This window comes from Corallococcus sp. CA049B (assembly GCF_003611685.1).
Lineage (GTDB): Bacteria > Myxococcota > Myxococcia > Myxococcales > Myxococcaceae > Corallococcus > Corallococcus coralloides.
In genome coordinates this window covers 1-18,426 of sequence record NZ_RAWC01000184.1, presented here as the reverse complement: position 1 = coordinate 18,426, position 18,426 = coordinate 1, and the positions used below count along the sequence as shown (strand labels likewise).

16 protein-coding genes and 1 pseudogene are annotated in these 18,426 nt (G+C 71.6%); 11 read left to right on the top strand and 6 right to left on the bottom strand.

Annotation, left to right across the window (positions count from 1 at the left end; all coding sequences use genetic code 11):
- Positions 1-152: 152 nt before the first annotated feature.
- The 4 genes from deoC to D7W82_RS29835 all read left to right on the top strand — a co-directional run bounded on the left by deoC (position 153) and on the right by D7W82_RS29835 (position 3,905).
- Positions 153-1,013, top strand: coding sequence for a deoxyribose-phosphate aldolase (gene deoC / locus D7W82_RS29850; protein WP_120621585.1), 861 nt, complete (start codon positions 153-155; stop codon positions 1,011-1,013).
- A 22-nt stretch (positions 1,014-1,035) separates the two neighbouring features.
- Positions 1,036-1,431: a TraR/DksA family transcriptional regulator gene (locus D7W82_RS29845; RefSeq protein WP_120621584.1), complete on the top strand. Its 396-nt coding sequence runs from the start codon at positions 1,036-1,038 to the stop codon at positions 1,429-1,431.
- 33 nt (positions 1,432-1,464) lie between these two features.
- Complete coding sequence (locus D7W82_RS29840) at positions 1,465-3,192, top strand: phospho-sugar mutase (RefSeq protein ID WP_120621583.1); 1,728 nt, start codon at positions 1,465-1,467, stop codon at positions 3,190-3,192.
- A 74-nt stretch (positions 3,193-3,266) separates the two neighbouring features.
- Positions 3,267-3,905, top strand: a complete 639-nt coding sequence (locus D7W82_RS29835; protein ID WP_171426440.1) for a hypothetical protein — start codon at positions 3,267-3,269, stop codon at positions 3,903-3,905.
- A gap of 57 nt (positions 3,906-3,962) precedes the next feature.
- Here D7W82_RS29835 and D7W82_RS29830 read toward each other — a convergent pair whose 3' ends face one another.
- The 5 genes from D7W82_RS29830 to D7W82_RS29810 all read right to left on the bottom strand — a co-directional run bounded on the left by D7W82_RS29830 (position 3,963) and on the right by D7W82_RS29810 (position 10,346).
- Positions 3,963-5,141, bottom strand: coding sequence for a sensor histidine kinase (locus D7W82_RS29830; RefSeq protein ID WP_120621581.1), 1,179 nt, complete (start codon positions 5,139-5,141; stop codon positions 3,963-3,965).
- A gap of 353 nt (positions 5,142-5,494) precedes the next feature.
- Positions 5,495-6,424: an ABC transporter permease gene (locus tag D7W82_RS29825; protein ID WP_120621580.1), complete on the bottom strand. Its 930-nt coding sequence runs from the start codon at positions 6,422-6,424 to the stop codon at positions 5,495-5,497.
- Positions 6,417-7,556 carry an ABC transporter permease gene (locus D7W82_RS29820; protein ID WP_120621579.1) on the bottom strand — a complete coding sequence of 380 codons (1,140 nt, stop codon included), beginning with the start codon at positions 7,554-7,556 and terminating at the stop codon, positions 6,417-6,419. The genes D7W82_RS29825 and D7W82_RS29820 overlap by 8 nt, the downstream gene beginning before the upstream one ends.
- On the bottom strand, positions 7,549-9,114 hold the full coding sequence (locus D7W82_RS29815) for an ABC transporter ATP-binding protein (protein ID WP_120621578.1): 1,566 nt from the start codon (positions 9,112-9,114) through the stop codon (positions 7,549-7,551). Before D7W82_RS29815 ends, D7W82_RS29820 begins: the two co-directional genes overlap by 8 nt.
- 38 nt (positions 9,115-9,152) lie before the next feature.
- The gene (locus D7W82_RS29810) at positions 9,153-10,346 is read right to left on the bottom strand and encodes a BMP family protein (RefSeq protein WP_120621587.1); all 1,194 of its coding nucleotides are present in this window, start codon (positions 10,344-10,346) and stop codon (positions 9,153-9,155) included.
- A gap of 60 nt (positions 10,347-10,406) precedes the next feature.
- Between D7W82_RS29810 and D7W82_RS29805 the strand changes: the two genes are divergently transcribed.
- From D7W82_RS29805 to D7W82_RS29785, 5 genes are all read left to right on the top strand, one after another.
- Positions 10,407-11,711 (top strand): thymidine phosphorylase, encoded by a 1,305-nt coding sequence (locus D7W82_RS29805; protein ID WP_120621577.1) that lies wholly within the window; start codon positions 10,407-10,409, stop codon positions 11,709-11,711.
- 14 nt (positions 11,712-11,725) lie between these two features.
- Positions 11,726-12,886: a molybdopterin-synthase adenylyltransferase MoeB gene (moeB, locus tag D7W82_RS29800; protein ID WP_120621576.1), complete on the top strand. Its 1,161-nt coding sequence runs from the start codon at positions 11,726-11,728 to the stop codon at positions 12,884-12,886.
- Between the two features lie 97 nt (positions 12,887-12,983).
- A complete protein-coding gene (locus D7W82_RS29795) occupies positions 12,984-13,394 on the top strand; it encodes a PilZ domain-containing protein (RefSeq protein ID WP_233588014.1) in 411 nt (136 codons plus the stop codon).
- Between the two features lie 57 nt (positions 13,395-13,451).
- Positions 13,452-13,856: a cytidine deaminase gene (locus D7W82_RS29790; protein WP_120621586.1), complete on the top strand. Its 405-nt coding sequence runs from the start codon at positions 13,452-13,454 to the stop codon at positions 13,854-13,856.
- A gap of 12 nt (positions 13,857-13,868) precedes the next feature.
- A complete protein-coding gene (locus D7W82_RS29785) occupies positions 13,869-15,206 on the top strand; it encodes a 5'-deoxyadenosine deaminase (RefSeq protein ID WP_120566739.1) in 1,338 nt (445 codons plus the stop codon).
- Here D7W82_RS29785 and D7W82_RS29780 read toward each other — a convergent pair.
- Entirely contained in the window at positions 15,203-16,618 is a 1,416-nt protein-coding gene (locus D7W82_RS29780) for a sensor histidine kinase KdpD (protein ID WP_120621574.1), read from the bottom strand. The two genes, D7W82_RS29785 and D7W82_RS29780, sit on opposite strands and share 4 nt — an antisense overlap.
- A 304-nt stretch (positions 16,619-16,922) precedes the next feature.
- Between D7W82_RS29780 and D7W82_RS29775 the strand changes: the two genes are divergently transcribed.
- Together D7W82_RS29775 and D7W82_RS29770 are read left to right on the top strand one after the other, a co-directional pair.
- Positions 16,923-17,660, top strand: coding sequence for a PspA/IM30 family protein (locus D7W82_RS29775; RefSeq protein WP_120528049.1), 738 nt, complete (start codon positions 16,923-16,925; stop codon positions 17,658-17,660).
- Positions 17,661-17,693: 33 nt separating this feature from the next.
- Positions 17,694-18,426 (top strand): annotated as a pseudogene (locus D7W82_RS29770) (hypothetical protein); the annotation flags it as partial.

The window sequence follows — 18,426 nt, the reverse complement described above, 5'->3', positions numbered from 1 at the left end:
GAGGACAAGGAGGGCGAGCAGCCGCGCGAAGACCTTCACGGGTTGGAACTCTACAGCCCCGCTCCCCTTCGCGGCACCCCGTGCGTTGACCGGGTGGCCTCTCCTCCCGCGAGCGCTTCCCCGAGGGCCGGGAGTGGGCTAAGGGGCGCGGCATGCCGTCCGACGCCGAAGCCTTCTTCACCGCCCTGGAAGAGCTGGTCGACCAGGCCCGTCATCGCCTGCACGCCTGGAAGCTCCAGCAGGAGGCGGTGCCGCCCGCGCCCGCCGCCGTCCTGACCCCGGAAGCCCCGCGCCCGCCCGGCGTGAAGACCGCCACCGCGCGCGTGGACCCGGCCACCCTCGTGAAGGCCTCGGACCTGGCCCCGTACATCGACCACACGCTGCTCAAGCCGGAGGCGCGCACGGAGGACATCGTGCGCGTGGCCGAGGAGGCCCGTCAGTACGGCTTCGCCACCGTGTGCGTGAACAGCTGCCACGTGGCCACCGCCGCGCGCGTGCTGGCCGGTTCGAACTCCGTGCCCATCGCCGTGGTGGGCTTCCCCCTGGGGGCCGCGCTGTCGTCCGCGAAGGCCTTCGAGGCGCGCGAGGCCATCCGCGCGGGCGCGCGTGAAATCGACATGGTGCTCAACCTGGGCGCGCTCAAGGCGCACGACTACCAGCGCGTGCACCAGGACATCGCCGCGGTGGTGGAGGCCAGCCACCCCCTCCCCGTGAAGGTCATCCTGGAGACGGGCCACCTCACGGACGAGGAGAAGGTCGTCGCGTGCGCGCTGTCCAAGGCCGCGGGCGCCGCGTTCGTGAAGACGTCCACCGGCTTCGGGCCCGGCGGCGCCACGGTGAAGGACATCGAATTGATGCGCGCGGTGGTGGGCGACGAGGTGGGCGTGAAGGCCTCCGGCGGCGTGCGCTCCGCCGAGGACGCCGTGAAGCTCATCCGCGCGGGCGCCAACCGCCTGGGGGCTTCCGCGTCCGTGGCCATCGTCACCGGGCAGATCTCCACCGCGCAGTACTGACCTTTTTACGGAGACGCGCACCGTGACCCCGAAGCAGCGAGAGGACTTCCTGCAGCAGTTGCTCGCGCTCCACGCGGAGCTGACCGGGAAGACGCCCATGCGCATCGAGCCCAACCGCACCGACGAGGCGCGCGTGGGCGGCGACGAGGACGAGCAGCCCCTCAACGAGATGATGCAGGCCATCGCCTCCAGCCGGAACCGCAACACCGACGGCACGCTGGCGCGCGTGGTGAAGGCCCTGGGCAAGCTGCGCGAGGACCCGGACTCCTTCGGCGAGTGCGAGGAGTGCGGCGACGAGATTCCCATGGGCCGCCTCAAGGCCATGCCCTACGCGGAGTTCTGCGTCGCGTGCCAGAACAACAAGGACGGCCCCAAGGGGCCGGTGCGCCGCAAGCACCTCACCGACTACAAGAGCTGAAAACCCCCTTCTTCAACGACGAGGCAACGCGCGATGGACACGACCGGACTCAGGGAGCGGGCGGAGGCCTGGCGCAAGGCGGATCCGGACCCGGAGACCCAGGCGGAGCTGGCCAATGTGCTCGCGAAGCAGGACTGGGCGGACCTGGCGGACCGCTTCGCGCAGGACCTGGAGTTCGGCACCGCCGGCCTGCGCGGCGTGCTGGGCGCCGGCCCCAACCGGATGAACCGCGCCGTCGTGCGCCGCACCACCGCGGGCCTGGCGCGCTACCTCAAGGCCACCGTGCCGGACGTCACCACGCGCGGCGTGGTGGTGGGCCGTGACGCCCGCCGGCTGAGCCGCGAGCTGGCGGAGGACACCGCCGCCGTGTTCGCCGCGGAGGGCATCCCCGCGCACGTCTTCCCGGAGCCGGTGCCCACGCCCGTCACCGCGTTCGCCGTGCTGCACCTCAACGCCGCCGCCGCGGTGATGGTGACCGCCAGCCACAACCCCCCCGAGTACAACGGCTACAAGGTCTACTGGGGCAACGGCGCTCAAATCGTCCCGCCGCAGGACGTGGGCATCGCGGACGCCATCGCGAAGGTGGAGCCCGCCAACGAAGTGCCGCTGCTCACGCCCGCGCAAGGCCGCGCGAAGGGGCTGTGGCGCGACCTGCCGGAGGACGTGGGCCACGCGTACCTGCGCGCCATCCTGGACCTGCGCCTGTACCGCAAGGGCAGTGACACGCTGTCCATCGTCTACACCGCCATGCACGGCGTGGGCGGCGCGTGGGCGGCGCTCGCGCTCAAGGAGGCGGGCTTCCCGCGCGTGACGCCGGTGGCCGAGCAGCAGCAGCCCGACGGCCGCTTCCCCACCGTGCGCTTCCCCAACCCCGAAGAGCCGGGCGCCATGGACCTGTCGCTCGCCACGGCGGAGCGCGTGAAGGCGGACCTGGTGCTGGCCAACGACCCGGACGCGGACCGGCTCGCGGTGATGGCGCGGGATGCCTCCGGGAAGCTGCGCCTGCTCACCGGCAATGAAGTCGGCGTGCTCCTGGGCCACTACGTCCTCACGCAGGGGACGAAGCGCGCGCGCCCGCACGTCGTCACCACCATCGTGTCCTCCACGCAGCTGGGCGAAATCGCGCGCGGGCTGGACGCCGCGTACGACGAGGTCCTCACCGGCTTCAAGTGGATCGCCAACCGCGCCCTGGAGCGCACGGCGAAGGAGGGCACGCAGTTCGTCTTCGGCTACGAGGAGGCGCTCGGCTACACCGTGGGCACCGCCACGCGCGACAAGGACGGCGTGGGCGCGGCCCTGGTGGTCGCGGACATGGCCGCGTGGTGCGAGGCGCGCGGCGTGACGGTGCTGGGCTACCTGGAGGAGATCCAGCGCCGCTTCGGCCTGCACGTGGGCGCCCAGCGCAACGTGACGCTCCCGGGCGCGGCCGGCGCGCAGACCATCCGCGCCATCATGCAGGCCTTCCGCGCGTCGCCGCCCGCGAACATCGGCGGCACCCCGGTGAGCGCCGTGCGCGACTACGAGAAGGGGGAGGGGGGCCTGCCTCCGTCCAACGTCGTCGCCTTCGCGCTGGAGGGCGGCGGCCGCGTCACCCTGCGCCCCTCCGGCACCGAGCCGAAGATCAAATACTACTTCGAGCACAAGGAGACGCCCGCCCCCGGCGAGCCGCTCCCCCAGGCCCGTCAGCGCGCGGAGGCGAAGCTGGCCGCCCTCATCGACGCCTTCCTGGCCCTGGCTCGCGAACGCGGCCAGCCGGCCTGAGTCCTGAATCACCCTTCAACTCAACCCAACGGGTCGTGGCTCCCGTGCCGCGGCCCTTCGCTGAAAGGAACCTCGTGAAGCGCTTGATTCCTGGTTTCCTCCTGGCCGTGCTCCTGGCCGTCCCCGGCACCGCGATGGCTCGCGGTCAGGGCTGGTCCCTGCTGGCGGCGGAGACCGTCGGCTCGGGCCGCAACGTGTTCAGTGCGCAGATCGGCTTCCCGGGCCTGTCGCTGGGCCTGCTCCACGGCGGCTCGGACACCGTGGATATCGGCGGCAAGTTCAGCTTCAACTGGGGCCGTGAGGGCCTGGTGGACGCGTCCGACGCGGGCCTCAAGCTCCAGGGCTGGCTGCGGGTGATGATCGCCCGGACGGACAAGGTGTCCTTCGGCGTCACCTTCCAGCCGGGGCCGTTCGTCTACTTCCCCCGGGGAAACACGATGTTCGGCATGGCGCTGCCGGTGGCGTTCGTGGTGGGCATCCCCGTGGGCAGCGCGCTGATGATCAACGCCGGCCTCGACGTGCCGTTCAACGTCTACTTCGGCGAGGGCATCGGGCCGGTCATCCCCATCCTCTTCGGAGGCGGCCTGGAGTACTACGTGAACAACAACCTCAACGTGAACTTCAACCTGCGGCTGGGGCCCTCCATCGTCCCGCGCTTCGACGACAGCTACTTCACGATGGAAGCGCTGGCGGGCGTGGCCTACCGCTTCTAGCCGGCGTCACGCGGGCGGGGACGTGCTTCCCCGCCCGTGTGGTGGCTTCGAAAGCGGCTACCAGGACGACGTCTGCTCGGGCAGCTCCACCGTGAAGGTGCTGCCCAGGTTGACGCGGCTCTTCACGGTCAGCTTGCCGCCCATGCTCTCCACCAGGGTGCGCGCCACCGTGAGGCCCAGGCCCACGCTCTTCTCCGGGGCCTTGGTCGTGTAGTACGGCGAGAAGATGGCCTGCAGCTCGTCCTCGAAGATGCCGATGCCGGTGTCCTTCACGAAGAGCTGGGGGCCGAACTCACCGAACATGTCCGGCATCTCCACGCCCACCTGCACCACGCGCGGCCGGTCCTTCACGTCCTCCACGGCGTCCACCGCGTTGCAGACCAGCTCCGTCACCACCTGCTCCACCTGACGGCGGTTGAACACGACGGCGATGGGGTCCTCCGGCAGCACCGCGCGCACGTCCGCGCGGCCCAGGCGCCCGGCGGCGCGCAGGCGCGACACCACCTCCGGCACCACCTCCCGCAGGTCGAAGCGCTGGATGTCCTTGGGGCCCGTGGGGCCCAGGGACAGCAGGTGCTGGCCGTGCAGGCGCATCTGCTCGCCCGCCACGCCCAGCTTGAGCAGCTCCTCCGAGTCCGGGGGCAGCCCCTGGGCGGCGCGGGCGCGCACGTGCTCCAGCGCCCGCTGCAGGCCCACGCCCAGCTGGTCCATCTGCGTGGCCAGGTCCGCGGCGAGGGTGCCCACGCGGGCCAGGCGCTCCATGCGCACCCAGCGCGTGCGCGGGTCCTGGAGCACTTCCTGGAGGCCGCCCTGCTCGCGGTGCGCCTTGAGCTCCAGCAGGGTGTGGACGCGCACCTTCAGCTCCAGCGGATCCAGCGGTTCAGTCGTCAGCAAGTCGTCCACACCTGCCTCCAACACCTCGCGGCGCGTCTGGCGGTCCGCGGAAGGCGTGAGCATGAGGATGGGGAACTGCGGCGGGGAGAGCTCCTCGCGAAGGCGCCGGTACGCGGCCAGGCCCACCGTGCGGGCCCGCTCCACGTCCAGCAGCACCAGGTCCGCGGAGTGGCGCGACACCGCCTCCAGCGCGGCGGTCGTCCCGCTCGCGGGCAGCACGTCGTAGCCGGCCGGCGTCAGGATGGAGCGCACCCGCTCGATGCCGCCGGACTCCACGTCCACCGCGATGACCCGCGGGCGCTGGGGTGACGTCGAGCCTGTTCCCGTCGTCTGCATGTTCATGCCACCCCAGCCTGGAAACCGGATCGGCCAACGCCCGCAGGCGCTGTCCCGAACCCGGGGGACCGCGTCCCGGAACCGCTCAGGCCTGGATGCTGCGCCTGCTCGGTACCCGCTACGCAATCCGACATGGTCACACTCCCATGCCAGCGGCATGCCGGACGTCCACCCAACGGCAGATCAGCCCACACTGGAAAGTCCGAAAAGCGTGATCCAATAAGGTCAGGGGGTTGGCGGATCGCCGGACAATGACCAGACGCATCAGGGCAGGTGAGCGCTTCAGCTTTGGCAGGTCGAACCTGACCAAAAGTGATTTGCGACCCGGGTCCTGGATTACCCTTTCCCTCTCAAAATGGTCAGCGGGATTCCTGCTCGAACGGAACGCCGAGCGCGGCGGGGGCGTGGCCCCGCTGGCCCTGGAGCGCCAGGACGAGGAGGGTCAACAGGTAGGGCAGGGCGAGCAGGAAGCCCTGGGGAACCAGCTCGAGGAGCCAGGGAGCGCTGGAGGCCAGGCCGATCCTCAGCGCGTTGCCGGCGGCGAAGAAGAGCGCGGCGGCGAAGGCGCCCAGGGGCGTCCAGCGGCCGAAGACCATTGCGGCCAGGGCCATGAAGCCCAGGCCGGAGGGGGTGTGCTGTTCGAAGCGGTCCAGGACGGTGGTGGACAGCACCGCGCCCCCCAGGCCCGCCATCATCCCGCCGCCCAGCACCGCGCCCCAGCGCAGGGCGGGCACGGACAGGCCCAGCGTGGCCACCGCGTGCGGCTTGTCGCCCACGGCGCGCAGGCGCAGGCCCAGCGGCGTGCGCGACAGGAGCAGGTGGAAGACGAAGGGCAGGGTGAGCGCCAGGTACGTGGGCGCCGCGTGGCCGGACAGCGCGCCCAGCAGCGGGACCTGGGACAGGCCCGGGACGTTCCAGCGCGGCAGCTGGGTGATGGAGGGCGTGCCGTTGGGGCCGAAGAACGACTCCAGCAGGTAGGTGCCGCCGGCCATGGCCACCAGGTTGAGGGCCATGCCGGAGACGACCTGATCCGACCGCCAGCGGATGCTGAGGAAGCCATGCACCGAGGCGATGCCGGCGCCCGCGGCCATGCCCACCCCCACCGCGAGCGGCGTGGGCATCACGAGCGCCGCCACGGCCGCGCAGAAGGCGCCGGTGCGCATCATGCCCTCCACGCCCACGCTCACCACGCCCGCGCGCTCGGAGAGCATGGCGCCCAGCGCGGCGAACACCAGGGCGGGGGCCGCGTCCAGGGTGGAGAAGAGGAGCGAGTGGAGCACCTCAAACACGGGGCACCTCCGCTCCGGCCTGGGCCGGACCCTGGGCCGGGGCTTGGGCCCGCTTCTGGCGCCGCGCCAGCAGGGCCAGCCACACCATGCGGCCCGCGACGAAGAGCAGCGCGAAGCCCTGGATGAGCTCCGGGAAGCTCTTGTGCACGCCCAGCAGCTGCATGCGCGTGCCGCCCGCGCGCAGGATGCCGAAGACGATCGCGGACAGCGCCGCGCCCAGCGGGTGGTTGTTGCCGATGAGCGCGATGGCGATGCCGTCGAAGCCGTACGGGGCGCCCAGCGAGCCCGGGTAGCGGCCCTCCGTGCCCAGGACCAGCACCGCGCCGGCCAGGCCCGCCAGCGCGCCCGCGAGCGCCATGGCCCCGCCCGCGCGCCACAGCGTGGGGATGCCCGCGGCCCGGGCCGCTTCCGGGGTGAGGCCCACGGCGCGCGTCTCGTAGCCGGAGCGCGTGCGGGTCAGCCACACCCAGACGCCCAGCGCCGCGGCGAGCGCCAGCGGGAAGCCCAGGTTGAGGCGCGAGCTGTCACCCAAGAGCCGGGGCAGCTGCGCGGAGGGGAGGATTTCGGCGGTGCCGGTGATGGACGACGCGCCCTCCGCCACGGCTCGCAGCGGACCGATGACGAGCCAGTTGTCCACCAGGCTCACCGCCACCCAGTTGAGCATGATGGTGGAGATGACCTCGTGCACGCCGCGCTTGAGCTTCAGCACGCCCGCGATGCTCGCCCACGCCGCGCCCGCCACCGCCGCGGCGATGAGGGCCAGCGGGACGTGCAGCATGCTGGGCAGCGACACGTGCGCGCCCACGAGCGCCGCCGCCAGCGCGCCCCAGATCATCTGTCCCTGCGCGCCGATGTTGAACAGGCCCACCTTGAAGGCCACCGCCACGGACAGGCCGGTGAGGGTGAGCAGCGCGGCCTTCATCGCGGCCTCGCCCAGGGGACGCGTCACGCTGGTGGCGCTGCCTCCGTCCAGGAACGCGGGCCAGTTGCCCACGCCGCCCCAGAGCATCTGGACATAGGCGCGCGTGGCGGTGTCCGCGTCGCGCGTGATGGCGATGAGCAGCCAGCACACCGCGAGCGCCAGCAGCACGGAGAGCACCGACGGCAGCACCTGCCGCGCCCGCTCACCCATGGCTTCCCTCCGCGCCCAGCATGCGGCGGCCCAGCTCGCGCTCGTCCAGGTCCTTGCGCGGGAAGTGCCCCGTCACGCGGCCCTCGTAGAGGACGTAGACGCGGTCGGACAGGGCCAGCACCTCCTCCAGGTCCAGCGACACCATCACCACTCCCGCACCCCGCGCCTTCGCGTCACGAAGGCGTTCATGCACCTGCGCCACCGCGCCAATGTCCAGCCCGCGCGTGGGCTGCACGACGACGAGCAGCTTCGGATCCGCGTCTAGCTCGCGCGCCACCACGACCTTCTGCTGGTTGCCGCCGGACAGCGCCTGGAGCGCCACCACCGGGTCGTTCGGGCGCACGTCGTAGCCGGTCAGCAGCTGGTTCGTTCGCTCGCGGCGGCCCTTGAAGTCCACCCACGGCCCGCGCGCGAACGGCGGCTGACGGTGGCGGCCCAAGGCCACGTTCTCCTCCACCGTCATGGCCTTCACCACCGCGCGGGCCAGGCGGTCCTCGGGGACGTGGCCCACGCCGCGCGCCTTCGCCAGCGCCGGGGTCAGCCCCTCCAGCGGACCGCCGAGCAGCGTGCCCTCACCGGCGTCCAACTCGCGCAGGCCCGTGAGGACTTCGGCCAGCTCGCGCTGTCCGTTGCCGTCCACCCCGGCGATGCCGACGATTTCGCCCGCGCGCACGGTGAGGCTCACGCCCTGGAGCGCCGGACGGCCGTTGTCACCCGTGGCCCGCAGGTCCTTCGCTTCGAGCACGACCGGGCCCGTCGAAGTCGCGGGCGCGCCAGCTTCAACGGGCGCGGGGGGCAGGGCCTCCGTCGCGCCAGTGGTGCCTGTTCCCGACAGGCCGGTGGTTTCGACGGCCGTCGCGGGCACGCCGGTCATCGCGGCGCCCTTGGATCCTTCCCCCACCATCAGCGCGGCCAGCGCGGAGACGGTGGTTTCGCTGGCGCGCACCTCCGCCACGGTGCGGCCCCGGCGCATCACCGCCACGCGGTCCGCCACGCCCAGCACCTCCTTCAGCTTGTGGCTGATCAGCACCACCGTGCGGCCCTGCGCCACCAGCCCGCGCATCACCTGCGACAGCTCGTCGGACTCCTGCGGCGTGAGCACGGCGGTGGGCTCGTCCAGGATGAGCACCTGCGCGCCCCGGTGCAGCGCCTTGACGATTTCGACCTTCTGCTGCGAGCCCACCGTGAGCGTGTCCACGCGGGCCCGCGGGTCCAACTGGAAGCCGAAGCGCTTCGCGGTGGCCGCCACCTCGTCACAGGCGCGGTCCAGGTCCAAGAGGCCGCGCTTCGTGGGCTCGCGGCCCAGCACCACGTTCTCCGCCACCGTCAGCGTGGGCACGAGCATGAAGTGCTGGTGCACCATGCCAATGCCCTTCGCGATGGCGTCGCGCGGGCTCTTGAAGCGCACCGGCTTGCCGTCCATCAGGAACGTGCCCGCGTCCGGGTGGTACAGCCCGTAGAGCACGTTCATCAGGCTGGACTTGCCCGCGCCGTTCTCGCCCACCACGGCGAGCAGCTCCCCCGGGACGATGTCCAGCGACGCGTCCTCCAGGGACACGCACGACCCGAAGCGCTTCGCGATGTGCTGGAGGGAGATCAGGGCTGCGCGACCAGGAAGGAGGACAGCTCCGCCTGCGTGCCCGGCACGGAAATCTTCCCGGCGAGGATCTGCTGCCGCAGCTCCTCCACCTTCTGGAGCGCCTCCGCCTTGCCCGGGAACTCCACGCGCACGTCCGCCATGCCCACGCCGTTCTCCTTCAGGCCCAGCACCTGCTCACCCGCCGTCAGCTTGCCGTCCACCAGGTCCTTCGCCGCCTGGTACACGGCCAGGTCGCTGTGCTTCACCATGGACGTGAGGATGGCGTCCGGCGCCAGGTGCGACTGATCCGAATCCACGCCGATGGCGAACACCGTCTTGCCCGCCGCCCGCGCCTCCTTCACCGCCTGGATGACGCCCAGGCCGTCCGTGCCCGCCGCGTGGAAGATGACGTCCGCGCCCTTGGCGATGAGGTCCTGCGCCACCTCCTTGCCCGCGGACACGCTGTTGAAGCTGCCCGTGTACACGGCCATCAGCGCGTCCGCCGCCTTCGCGTTCGTGGTGCGCACGCCCGCGCGGTAGCCCACGTCGAAGCGCTTGATGAGGGGGACTTCAATGCCGCCCACGAAGCCCACCTTGTTCGTCTTCGTCACGAGCCCCGCCAGCGCGCCCACCAGGAAGCTGCCCTCCTGCTCCTTGAAGAGCACCGTGCGCACGTTGGGCAGCGACTTGGGCTTGCCCTGCGGATCCAGCAGCTGGCTGTCGATGAGCAGGAACTTCGCGTCGGGGTTCTCCGTGGCCACGTCACGCACCGCGTTGGCCAGCAGGTACCCGTTGCCGATGGTCAGCTTCGCGCCCTGTTCCACGAGCAGCTGGAGATTGGGGGCGTAGTCCTCCTGCGCCTTGCTCTGGAGCACCAGCGGCTGGATGGGCAGCGGCTTCACTTCCGGTGCGAGCGCCGCGAGGTCGGAGGAGATGGACTGACGCACTTCGCCAGCGGGGGCGTCCACGTACTTGCCGCCCTCGTACTTCTTGCCGGCGGCCCACAGCTCCAGGCCGCGCAGGGACGCGTCGTTGAACGAGTGATCTCCCCGGCCGCCCACGTCGATGACGAGCCCCACGACCACGGGTTTTCCCTCGGGGGGCTTCGTGGCGGTGGAAGTCTGGGAGGGGGCCTTGGGGGCGTCCTCGGACTTCTTGGAGCAGGCGCACAGGAGCGCGGCCAGGGCGAGCACGTGGAGTCGGCGGAGCATCATGGGCCCCGCTATCTACCAGATGCGGCCAGGGCTTTCCTTCTGCTATGGCCTTGCCCCGTGCAACCCTACGAGCTCATCAAGGCCAAGCGCGACGGCGGAAAGCTGGACCCGTCCGACATCCAGGCGTTCATCCAGGCGTACACCGCCGGCACCGTGGCCGACTACCAGATGGCCGCCATGTGCATGGCCATCTTCTTCAAGGGGCTGGACTCCCAGGAGCTGGGGGCGTGGGCCCGCGCCATGCTCCACTCCGGTGAGGTGCTGGACCTCTCCGACACGCCGGCCATCAAGGTGGACAAGCACTCCACCGGCGGCGTGGGCGACAAGGTGTCCCTGAGCCTGGCGCCCCTGGCTGCGGCCTGCGGCGTGCCCGTGCCCATGATTTCCGGTCGCGGCCTGGGCCACACCGGCGGCACCCTGGACAAGCTGGAGTCCATCCCCGGCTTCAACGTGAACCTGTCCACCGCGGACTACCGCCGGCTGGTGCGCGAGGTGGGGTGCTGCCTCATCGGCCAGACGGCCCAGGTGGCCCCCGCGGACAAGAAGCTCTACGCGCTGCGCGACGTGACGGCGACGGTGGACTGCATCCCGCTCATCGCGTCGTCCATCATGAGCAAGAAGCTGGCGGAGGGCATCGACGCGCTGGTGCTCGACGTGAAGGTGGGCAGCGGCGCCTTCATGAAGACGGCGGACGACGCGCGCGTGCTGGCCCGCACCATGATTGGCCTGGGCGCGGAGATGAACCGCAAGGTCGTGGCCCTGCTCACGGACATGGATCAGCCCCTGGGCCGCCAGGTGGGCAACGCCCTGGAGGTCCGCGAGGCCGTGGACATGCTCCGCGGCGAAGCGCCCGACGACTACACTGAAATCACCTACGCCCTGACGGCGGAGATGCTGGTGCTGGGCAAGAAGGCCGCCACGGTGGAGGAGGCGCGCGGGATGCTGCGCCGCTCCGTGGAGGACGGCAGCGCCATCAAGAAGCTCAAGGAGATCGTCCAGGTGCAGGGCGGAGACCCGCGCTCCATCGACGACTACTCGCTCCTGCCCACGGCGAAGGCCACGACGGACGTGGTGGCGCCGCGCGACGGCTTCGTCACCGGCATCCACACGGAGGGCGTGGGTCTGGCGGCGGTGGCGCTGGGCGCGGGCCGGCAGCGGGTGGACAGCCGCATCGACCCGGCCGTGGGCTTCACGCTGCTCAAGAAGGTGGGCGACGCGGTGAAGCAGGGCGAGCCCGTGGTGCAGGTGCACTACAACGACGCCGGTCCGGTGGAGGACGTGAAGGCGCGGCTGCTCGCGGCCTACCGGTTCGGCGACCAGGCGCCCGCGGCCCGCCCGCTGGTGCTGGAGCGGCTGGAGTAGTTACGCAAAGCCCCATGGCCCCCACGTTCCGCGACCTGCTGTCGGAAGTGAAGAAGGAGATCCGCGAGGTCTCCCATGAGCACGTGCACAAGCTCCTGGGCTCCGGCTCGAAGGTGAAGCTCGTGGACGTGCGCGAGGCCGACGAATACGCGGGCGGCCGGCTCCCGGGCGCGGTGCACATCCCGCGCGGGTACCTGGAGCTGCGCATCGAGGAGAAGGCGGACCGCGACGAGGAGCTGGTCCTCTACTGCGCGGGCGGCACCCGGAGCGCGCTCGCGGCCCGCACGCTGCGGGAGATGGGCTACACGCGCGTGTCCTCGCTCGCGGGTGGCTACAACCGCTGGAGCGACGCGGCCCTCCCGGTGGAGAAGCCCGTCGTCCTCTCCGCCGAGCAGAAGGAGCGCTACCGCCGCCACCTCATCCTCCCGGAGGTGGGGGAGGAGGGGCAGGCGAAGCTCCTCGAGTCGAAGGTGCTGCTGCTGGGCGCGGGCGGCCTGGGCTCTCCGGCGGCGCTGTACCTGGCGGCGGCGGGCGTGGGCACGCTGGGCGTGGTGGACGCGGACGTGGTGGACCTGAGCAACCTCCAGCGGCAGGTGCTGCACACCCTGGAGCGCCGGGGCCAGCCCAAGGTCCAGAGCGCGAAGGCCGCCCTGGAGGCGCTCAACCCGGACGTGAAGGTGGTGCCGTTCCAGGAGCGGCTCACCACCGCCAACGTGGAGCGCATCCTCGCGGACTTCGACCTGGTGCTGGACGGCGGGGACAACTTCCCCACGCGCTACCTGCTCAACGACGCGTGCGTGCTGATGGGCAAGCCCAACATCCACGGCTCCGTGTTCCGCTTCGAGGGGCAGGTGACCACCTTCCTGCCCGGCCAGGGGCCCTGCTACCGCTGCCTCTACCCCGCGCCGCCCCCGCCGGAGCTGGCGCCGTCGTGCGCGGAGGCGGGCGTGCTGGGCGTGCTGCCGGGGCTCATCGGGATGCTCCAGGCGACGGAGGCCTTGAAGCTCCTGCTCGGGGTGGGGGAGTCGCTCGTGGGGCGGCTCATCACCTTTGACGCGCTGGGCACGCGCTTCCAGGAGCTCAAGCTGCGCCGGGACCCGGAGTGCCCGGTGTGCGCGCCGGGAGCGAAGGTGGAGCTCATCGATTACGAGCAGTTCTGCTCCACGGGAGCCTGATCGCCCCGGGGGGATGCATTTTCAGGAGCAACGGAGCGGACGGGCCCGCGTATGATGCGCCGGCCTGGACCCGGGGCGGTGGTGGAACGCGACCCGGGTGGGATACGAGAGCAGCAGCGGCAGGGAGACGACGGCGATGTCCGAGCAGAACGAGAACCAGGACACCAGGACGGGAGAGGACCGGCGCGACTCGCCCCGCGTCCCCATGCGTCTGAAGGTCCGCCGGGAGGGGACGGAAGCCTTCCTGGACCGCGCCGGGGACCTGTCCCTGGGCGGCGTGGGATGGGTGGGTGAGGCGCTGGACCCGGGCCAGACCGTGGAGGTGCGCTTCGCGCTGCCCCCGTCCCTGGAAGAGGTGCAGGTGCGCGGCGAGGTGCTGCCCCCCAAGGCCGGCATGTCGGGCCCGGTGGTGCGCGTGCGCTTCCTGGAGCTGCCGGTGGAGCTGGAGCTGGCCATCGCCCGGCACCTGGACGACCAGGGCAAGGATGAACCCCGGGGCGCCCGCTAGGGCATCCCCGGATGGACGCGGGCGCCGGTGGACGGCGCCCTCGCGAAGGAGGGCGGCATGGCGGACGAGATTCCCTGGGAGCGGCTGTTCGAGGAGGCCCTGCGGGTGCGTCAGCGCGCGCACGTGCCGTACTCCAGGTTCCCCGTGGGGGCCGCCGTGCTCTACGCGGACGGCTCCATCGTGGCCGGCTGCAACGTGGAGAACGCCACCTATGGCCTCACCGTCTGCGCGGAGCGCAACGCGTTCGCCGCGGGCGTGGCCCAGGGCCGCGAGAAGCCGGTGGCCGTGGCCGTCGTCGTGGACACTCCGGAGCCCTGCCCCCCGTGCGGCATGTGCCGCCAGGTGATGGCGGAGTTCGCCGGGCCTGACCTTCCGGTGCGAAGCCGCACCCTCAGCGGGCAGGAGGCGCGCTACCCGCTCAGCGAGCTGCTGCCGCACGCCTTCACCCGTTCCTTCCTCTAGGACATCTCCCACGTGGACTTGCTTCTCACTGGCGCCACCGTCGTCACCATGAACCGGGACCGCGAGGTGCTGCCTCGCGCGGACGTGCTCGTGCAGGACGGGCGCATCGCCAAGGTGGGCCGGGGCCTGAAGGTGAAGGGCGCCCGCCGCGTCCTGGACCTCACCGGGCAGGTGGTGATGCCCGGCCTCATCCACGGCCACCTGCACGCCTGCCAGACGCTGTTCCGCGGCCACGCGGACAAGCGGGAGCTCCTGGACTGGCTGAAGGAGCGCATCTGGCCCATGGAGGCGGCGCACGACGCGGCGTCCCTGCGCGCCAGCGCGGACCTCACCTTCGCGGAGCTCATCCGCTCCGGCTCCACGGCGGCGCTCGACATGGGCACCGTGCACCACTACGACGCCGTCTTCGAGTCCGCGCGCGACAGCGGCTTCCGGCTCGTCGGTGGCAAGGCGATGATGGACTCCGGCGCGGAGGTGCCCGCCGGCCTGCGCGAGACGACGGCGGACTCCCTGTCGGAGAGCCTGGCGCTGATGGAGCGCTGGCACGGCACCCACGACAACCGCCTGCGCTACGCGTTCGCGCCGCGCTTCGCCCTGTCCTGCTCGCCGGAGCTGCTGCGGGAGGTGGGCCGGCTGTCGCGGGAGAAGGGCGTGCGCATCCACTCGCACGCCAGCGAGAACCGCACGGAGACGGACGTGGTCCGCCAGGTGACGGGCCAGGACAACATCGCCTTCTTCCACGGGCTGGGGCTCACGGGCCCCCAGGTCACCCTGGCCCACTGCGTGTGGGTGGAGGGCGAGGAGCAGCGCCTCTTGCGCGAGTCCGGCACCGTGGTGTGCCACTGCCCGGGCTCCAACCTGAAGCTCGCGTCCGGCTACGCGCGCGTGCCGGAGCTCTTGAAGGACGGCATCCCCGTGGCGCTGGGGGCGGACGGCGCCCCGTGCAACAACACGCTGGATTTGTTCCACGAGATGCGGCTCGCGTCCGTGCTGCACAACCCGCGCGTGGGCCCGGTGGCGATGACGCCCATGCACGTCCTGGAGATGGCCACGCTGCACGGCGCGCGCGCCCTGGGCCTGGAGGACGAGGTGGGCTCCGTGGAGGCCGGCAAGCGCGCGGACCTCACCGTGGTGGACACGCGCGGCTTCCACTTCTGCCCGCTGCCGGAGGACGTCACGGGGCCGCTGGTGTACTCGGCGCGCTCCACGGACGTGTCGCACGTCCTCATCGACGGCAAGCTGGTGCTGCGCGAGGGAGAGCTGACCACGCTGGACGCGAACGCGGTGCTGGCCAACGCCCGCACGCAGGCGACGAAGCTCTTCGCCCGGGCGAAGCTGAAGGCGTCCTAGCGGCGCGGCTGGGCGGCCGTCGGATCCACGGACGGCTGCGAGGCCGGCTTCGCGCGGGGCAGGCGCAGGACGAAGGACGTGGACCAGCCCTCCGCGTCCTCCACCGCCAGCCGCCCGCCGTGGGCCTCCGCCGCCAGCCGGGAGAAGTACAGCCCCAGGCCGTAGCCCCGGCGGCCCTCCTTCTCCCTGCTGCCCTGCACGTACTTGTCGAAGAGGGACTCGCGCGCCTCCGGCGGAATGGCGATGCCGTCGTTGCGCACCGCCAGCCACTGGAAGCCCTCCGCCTCACCGGCCTCCAGGCGCACCCGCCCGCCGGACGGGGCGTAGCGGAGCGCGTTGGTGGCCAGGTTCTCCACCACGCGGATGAGCAGGCCCGCGTCGCCCACCAGCTGGAAGCCCGGCGGGCACGCCAGCTCCAGCCTGATCTTGCGCAGCCGGGCCGCGCCATCCAGCGAGCGGCGCACCTCGTCGAAGAGGGGCGCCACCGGGAAGGGCTGCTTGCGCGGGGACAGCCGGCCCTGCTCCAGCCGGGGCACGTCCAACAGGTCGGAGATCATCCGGTCCAGGCGCGCGGTGACGGCCAGGCCCGTGCGCACGGACTCCACCATCGGCGTGCCGATGGGCAGCTCCTGCTCCATCCACGACAGCGACAGCGTCACGGCGGACAGCGGCGAGCGCAGGTCGTGCACCAGGAACTGCATCAGCTGCTCCTGGTGGGCCTGGAGCGCCTCCAGCTGGGCGTTGCGCGCGTGGGCCTCCGCCAGCATCCGCTCGATGGTGCGGTGGGCGTCCTCCACGTCGTGGGTGCGGCGGGCCTCCAGCTGCCGGGACACCTCCGCGTGCGACAGGTCCATGGCCAGGTGCCGCAGCCGCCCGGTGCCGTAGTGGCTCACCGCCGCCACCAGCACCAGCGTCACCGCCGCCACGGCCATGGCGCCCGGGCCCACGCCCGCCTGGTGCATGAGGACGGCCTGGGAGAGCGACGCCAGCCCCGCAGTGCCGTAGACGAGCCAGGGCATCAGCTCCAGGCCGGACAGCGCCACCACCAGCGCGAACAGCCCCAGGCTGAAGCCCGCCACGCCCTCGGGGAAGGGCGACACCGGCAGGGCCAGCTGCTGGAGACCGAACACCAGCCCCACGTCCACCAGCGACTGGACGACCCCCAGCTGCTTCGTGACCGGCTTGGAGCGCAGCGCGAACAGCAGCGCCACCACGCCGCCGTAGCAGAGCAGCAGGGGCGGGTAGTGGGCCCAGTCCCGGGCGCCCGTCAGCCACAGCCCCAGGCTGACGGCGAAGAACACGACCGTTCCCACCAGCCGCACCGCCGCCCCCGCGCCCACGACGCGCCGGCGCTGGGCGGCCACCACCCGCGCGAGCTCGTCTTCAAAGGCAACGGGAGGGGTCGGTTCCATGCGACACGGTTGTTTTCCCCGCTTCCTCCCCACCCGGCAAGTTCATGGCCACAGCGTCTTTCGCGACCCCGGGTGGCCCCCTAAGGGGACGGGGAGTGGCGGGAGGGGGCTGTCCGGTGGCCCTGGACCCGGCCGGGCTGGCGGGCGGTGGCCAGGCGGTAGCTGGGCGGTGGCTGTTCCGGGGCAATCATCCGTTCCGGGCGGGCGTAGTCACGGTGACACGCGCCTTGCGGCCGGATGCTTGTGGGCGTCGGAGTTCGTGTAAGGTGACTGGGATTACGCACAGGCGGAGGTGAGAGCCGACATGTGGCAGCGATTCAAGAGAGCGATGCGGAGCTTCGCGGGCTTCTTCGTCTCCTCCATCGAGGATCCGGAGCTGATTCTCGAGCAGAACATCCGTGACCTGAACGATCAGGTCCCCAAGATGAACGAGTCCATCGCCATGGTCCGGGCGAATGTGACGCTGCTCGAGAAGGAGAACATGAAGTACCAGCAGGACGTGCGGGAGCTGACCGCCAAGGTCAAGGCCGCCATCCAGGCGGGCCGGGACGACCTGGCCGGCACCTACGCGACCAAGCTCCAGGGGGAGAAGGAAGCCCTCGCGCGCAACCAGCAGCAGCTGGACATCGCGAAGCAGGCCTATGAGAAGGCCCTGAACGTCAAGAAGGCGTTCATGCGTGAGAAGGACCGCAAGACGCAGGAGGCGATGAACGCCGTCCGGGACGCGCGGCGCGCCAAGTGGCAGGCGAAGGTCGCCGACACGATGGAGTCCTTCACCGTCGCGGGCGTGGACTCCACGCACGACGAGATGCTCCGCAAGGTCCAGGAGAAGACGGCCATCAACGAGGCGCGCATGCAGATGGCGCTGGAGTCGGTGGACCACCAGGCCGCGGCCATCGAGGAAGAGGCGGAGAAGATCCAGGGCGACGAGCTGGTGAAGCAGTTCAAGATGGAGATGGGCCTGCTGGACAGCCCCGCGCCGGTGTCGGACGTGGGCGCCGGTCCGGAAAAGACCATCGGCAAGAAGGTGGAGATCAAGTAGGTCTCCCCCCATGAAAGGGGCCGGCGCACACGGATGAAGCTGCACCGCGGACCCGGCCTCTTTCTCTTCCTCGCGCTCTGCGTCCTGGGCGCGGGGTACGTGTTCGCCTCGCGGGCGGGTTACCTCGACCGCCTGCAGGCGCGCTTCTTTCCCTCCACCCGTGAAGCGGTGCGGCTGTCCCCGGGCGACTTCCCGGCGGGCGTGGCGGCCCCGGTGGCGGACGTGGCGTCGGTGCCGCTCAGGCCCGTGCTCATCGGCTTCACCCCGCGCGGTTCCGCCTCCGCGCTGCTCGTGGCCACCGGCGGCGCCACCACCCTGGACAACCCCGCCACGCCCCCGGGCGCCGCGCAGGGGCTGCTCAAGACGGCCTACGCCCTGGACGCCCGCGCGGTGCTCTTCGCCCGGGAGGAGGAGCTGAAGCAGGCCCTGTCCGTGGGCGCGGAGAACGGCGGCGTGGACATGGCAGCCCTGTCAGTGGACCGGCTCGCGTCGTGGGCCCCGGCCTTGAGGGACGCGGCGCCGCGCACGGTGATGCTCGTGGGGCGCAGCCGGGGCCAGGAGGCCATGGCGGCGGTGGGCGTGCCGGACCTGGCCAGCCTGCGCGGCAAGCGGGTGGGCGTGTATCCGGGCGGCTCGTCGCACTACTTCGCCCTGTGGGTGCTGGCGCGGGCGGGGCTGCGCACCTCCGACGTGCGCTGGGTGGACCTGCCCTCCACGCTGGACGCCGGCCGGGCCCTGCGGGAGGGGCGGGCGGACGTGGTGGTGG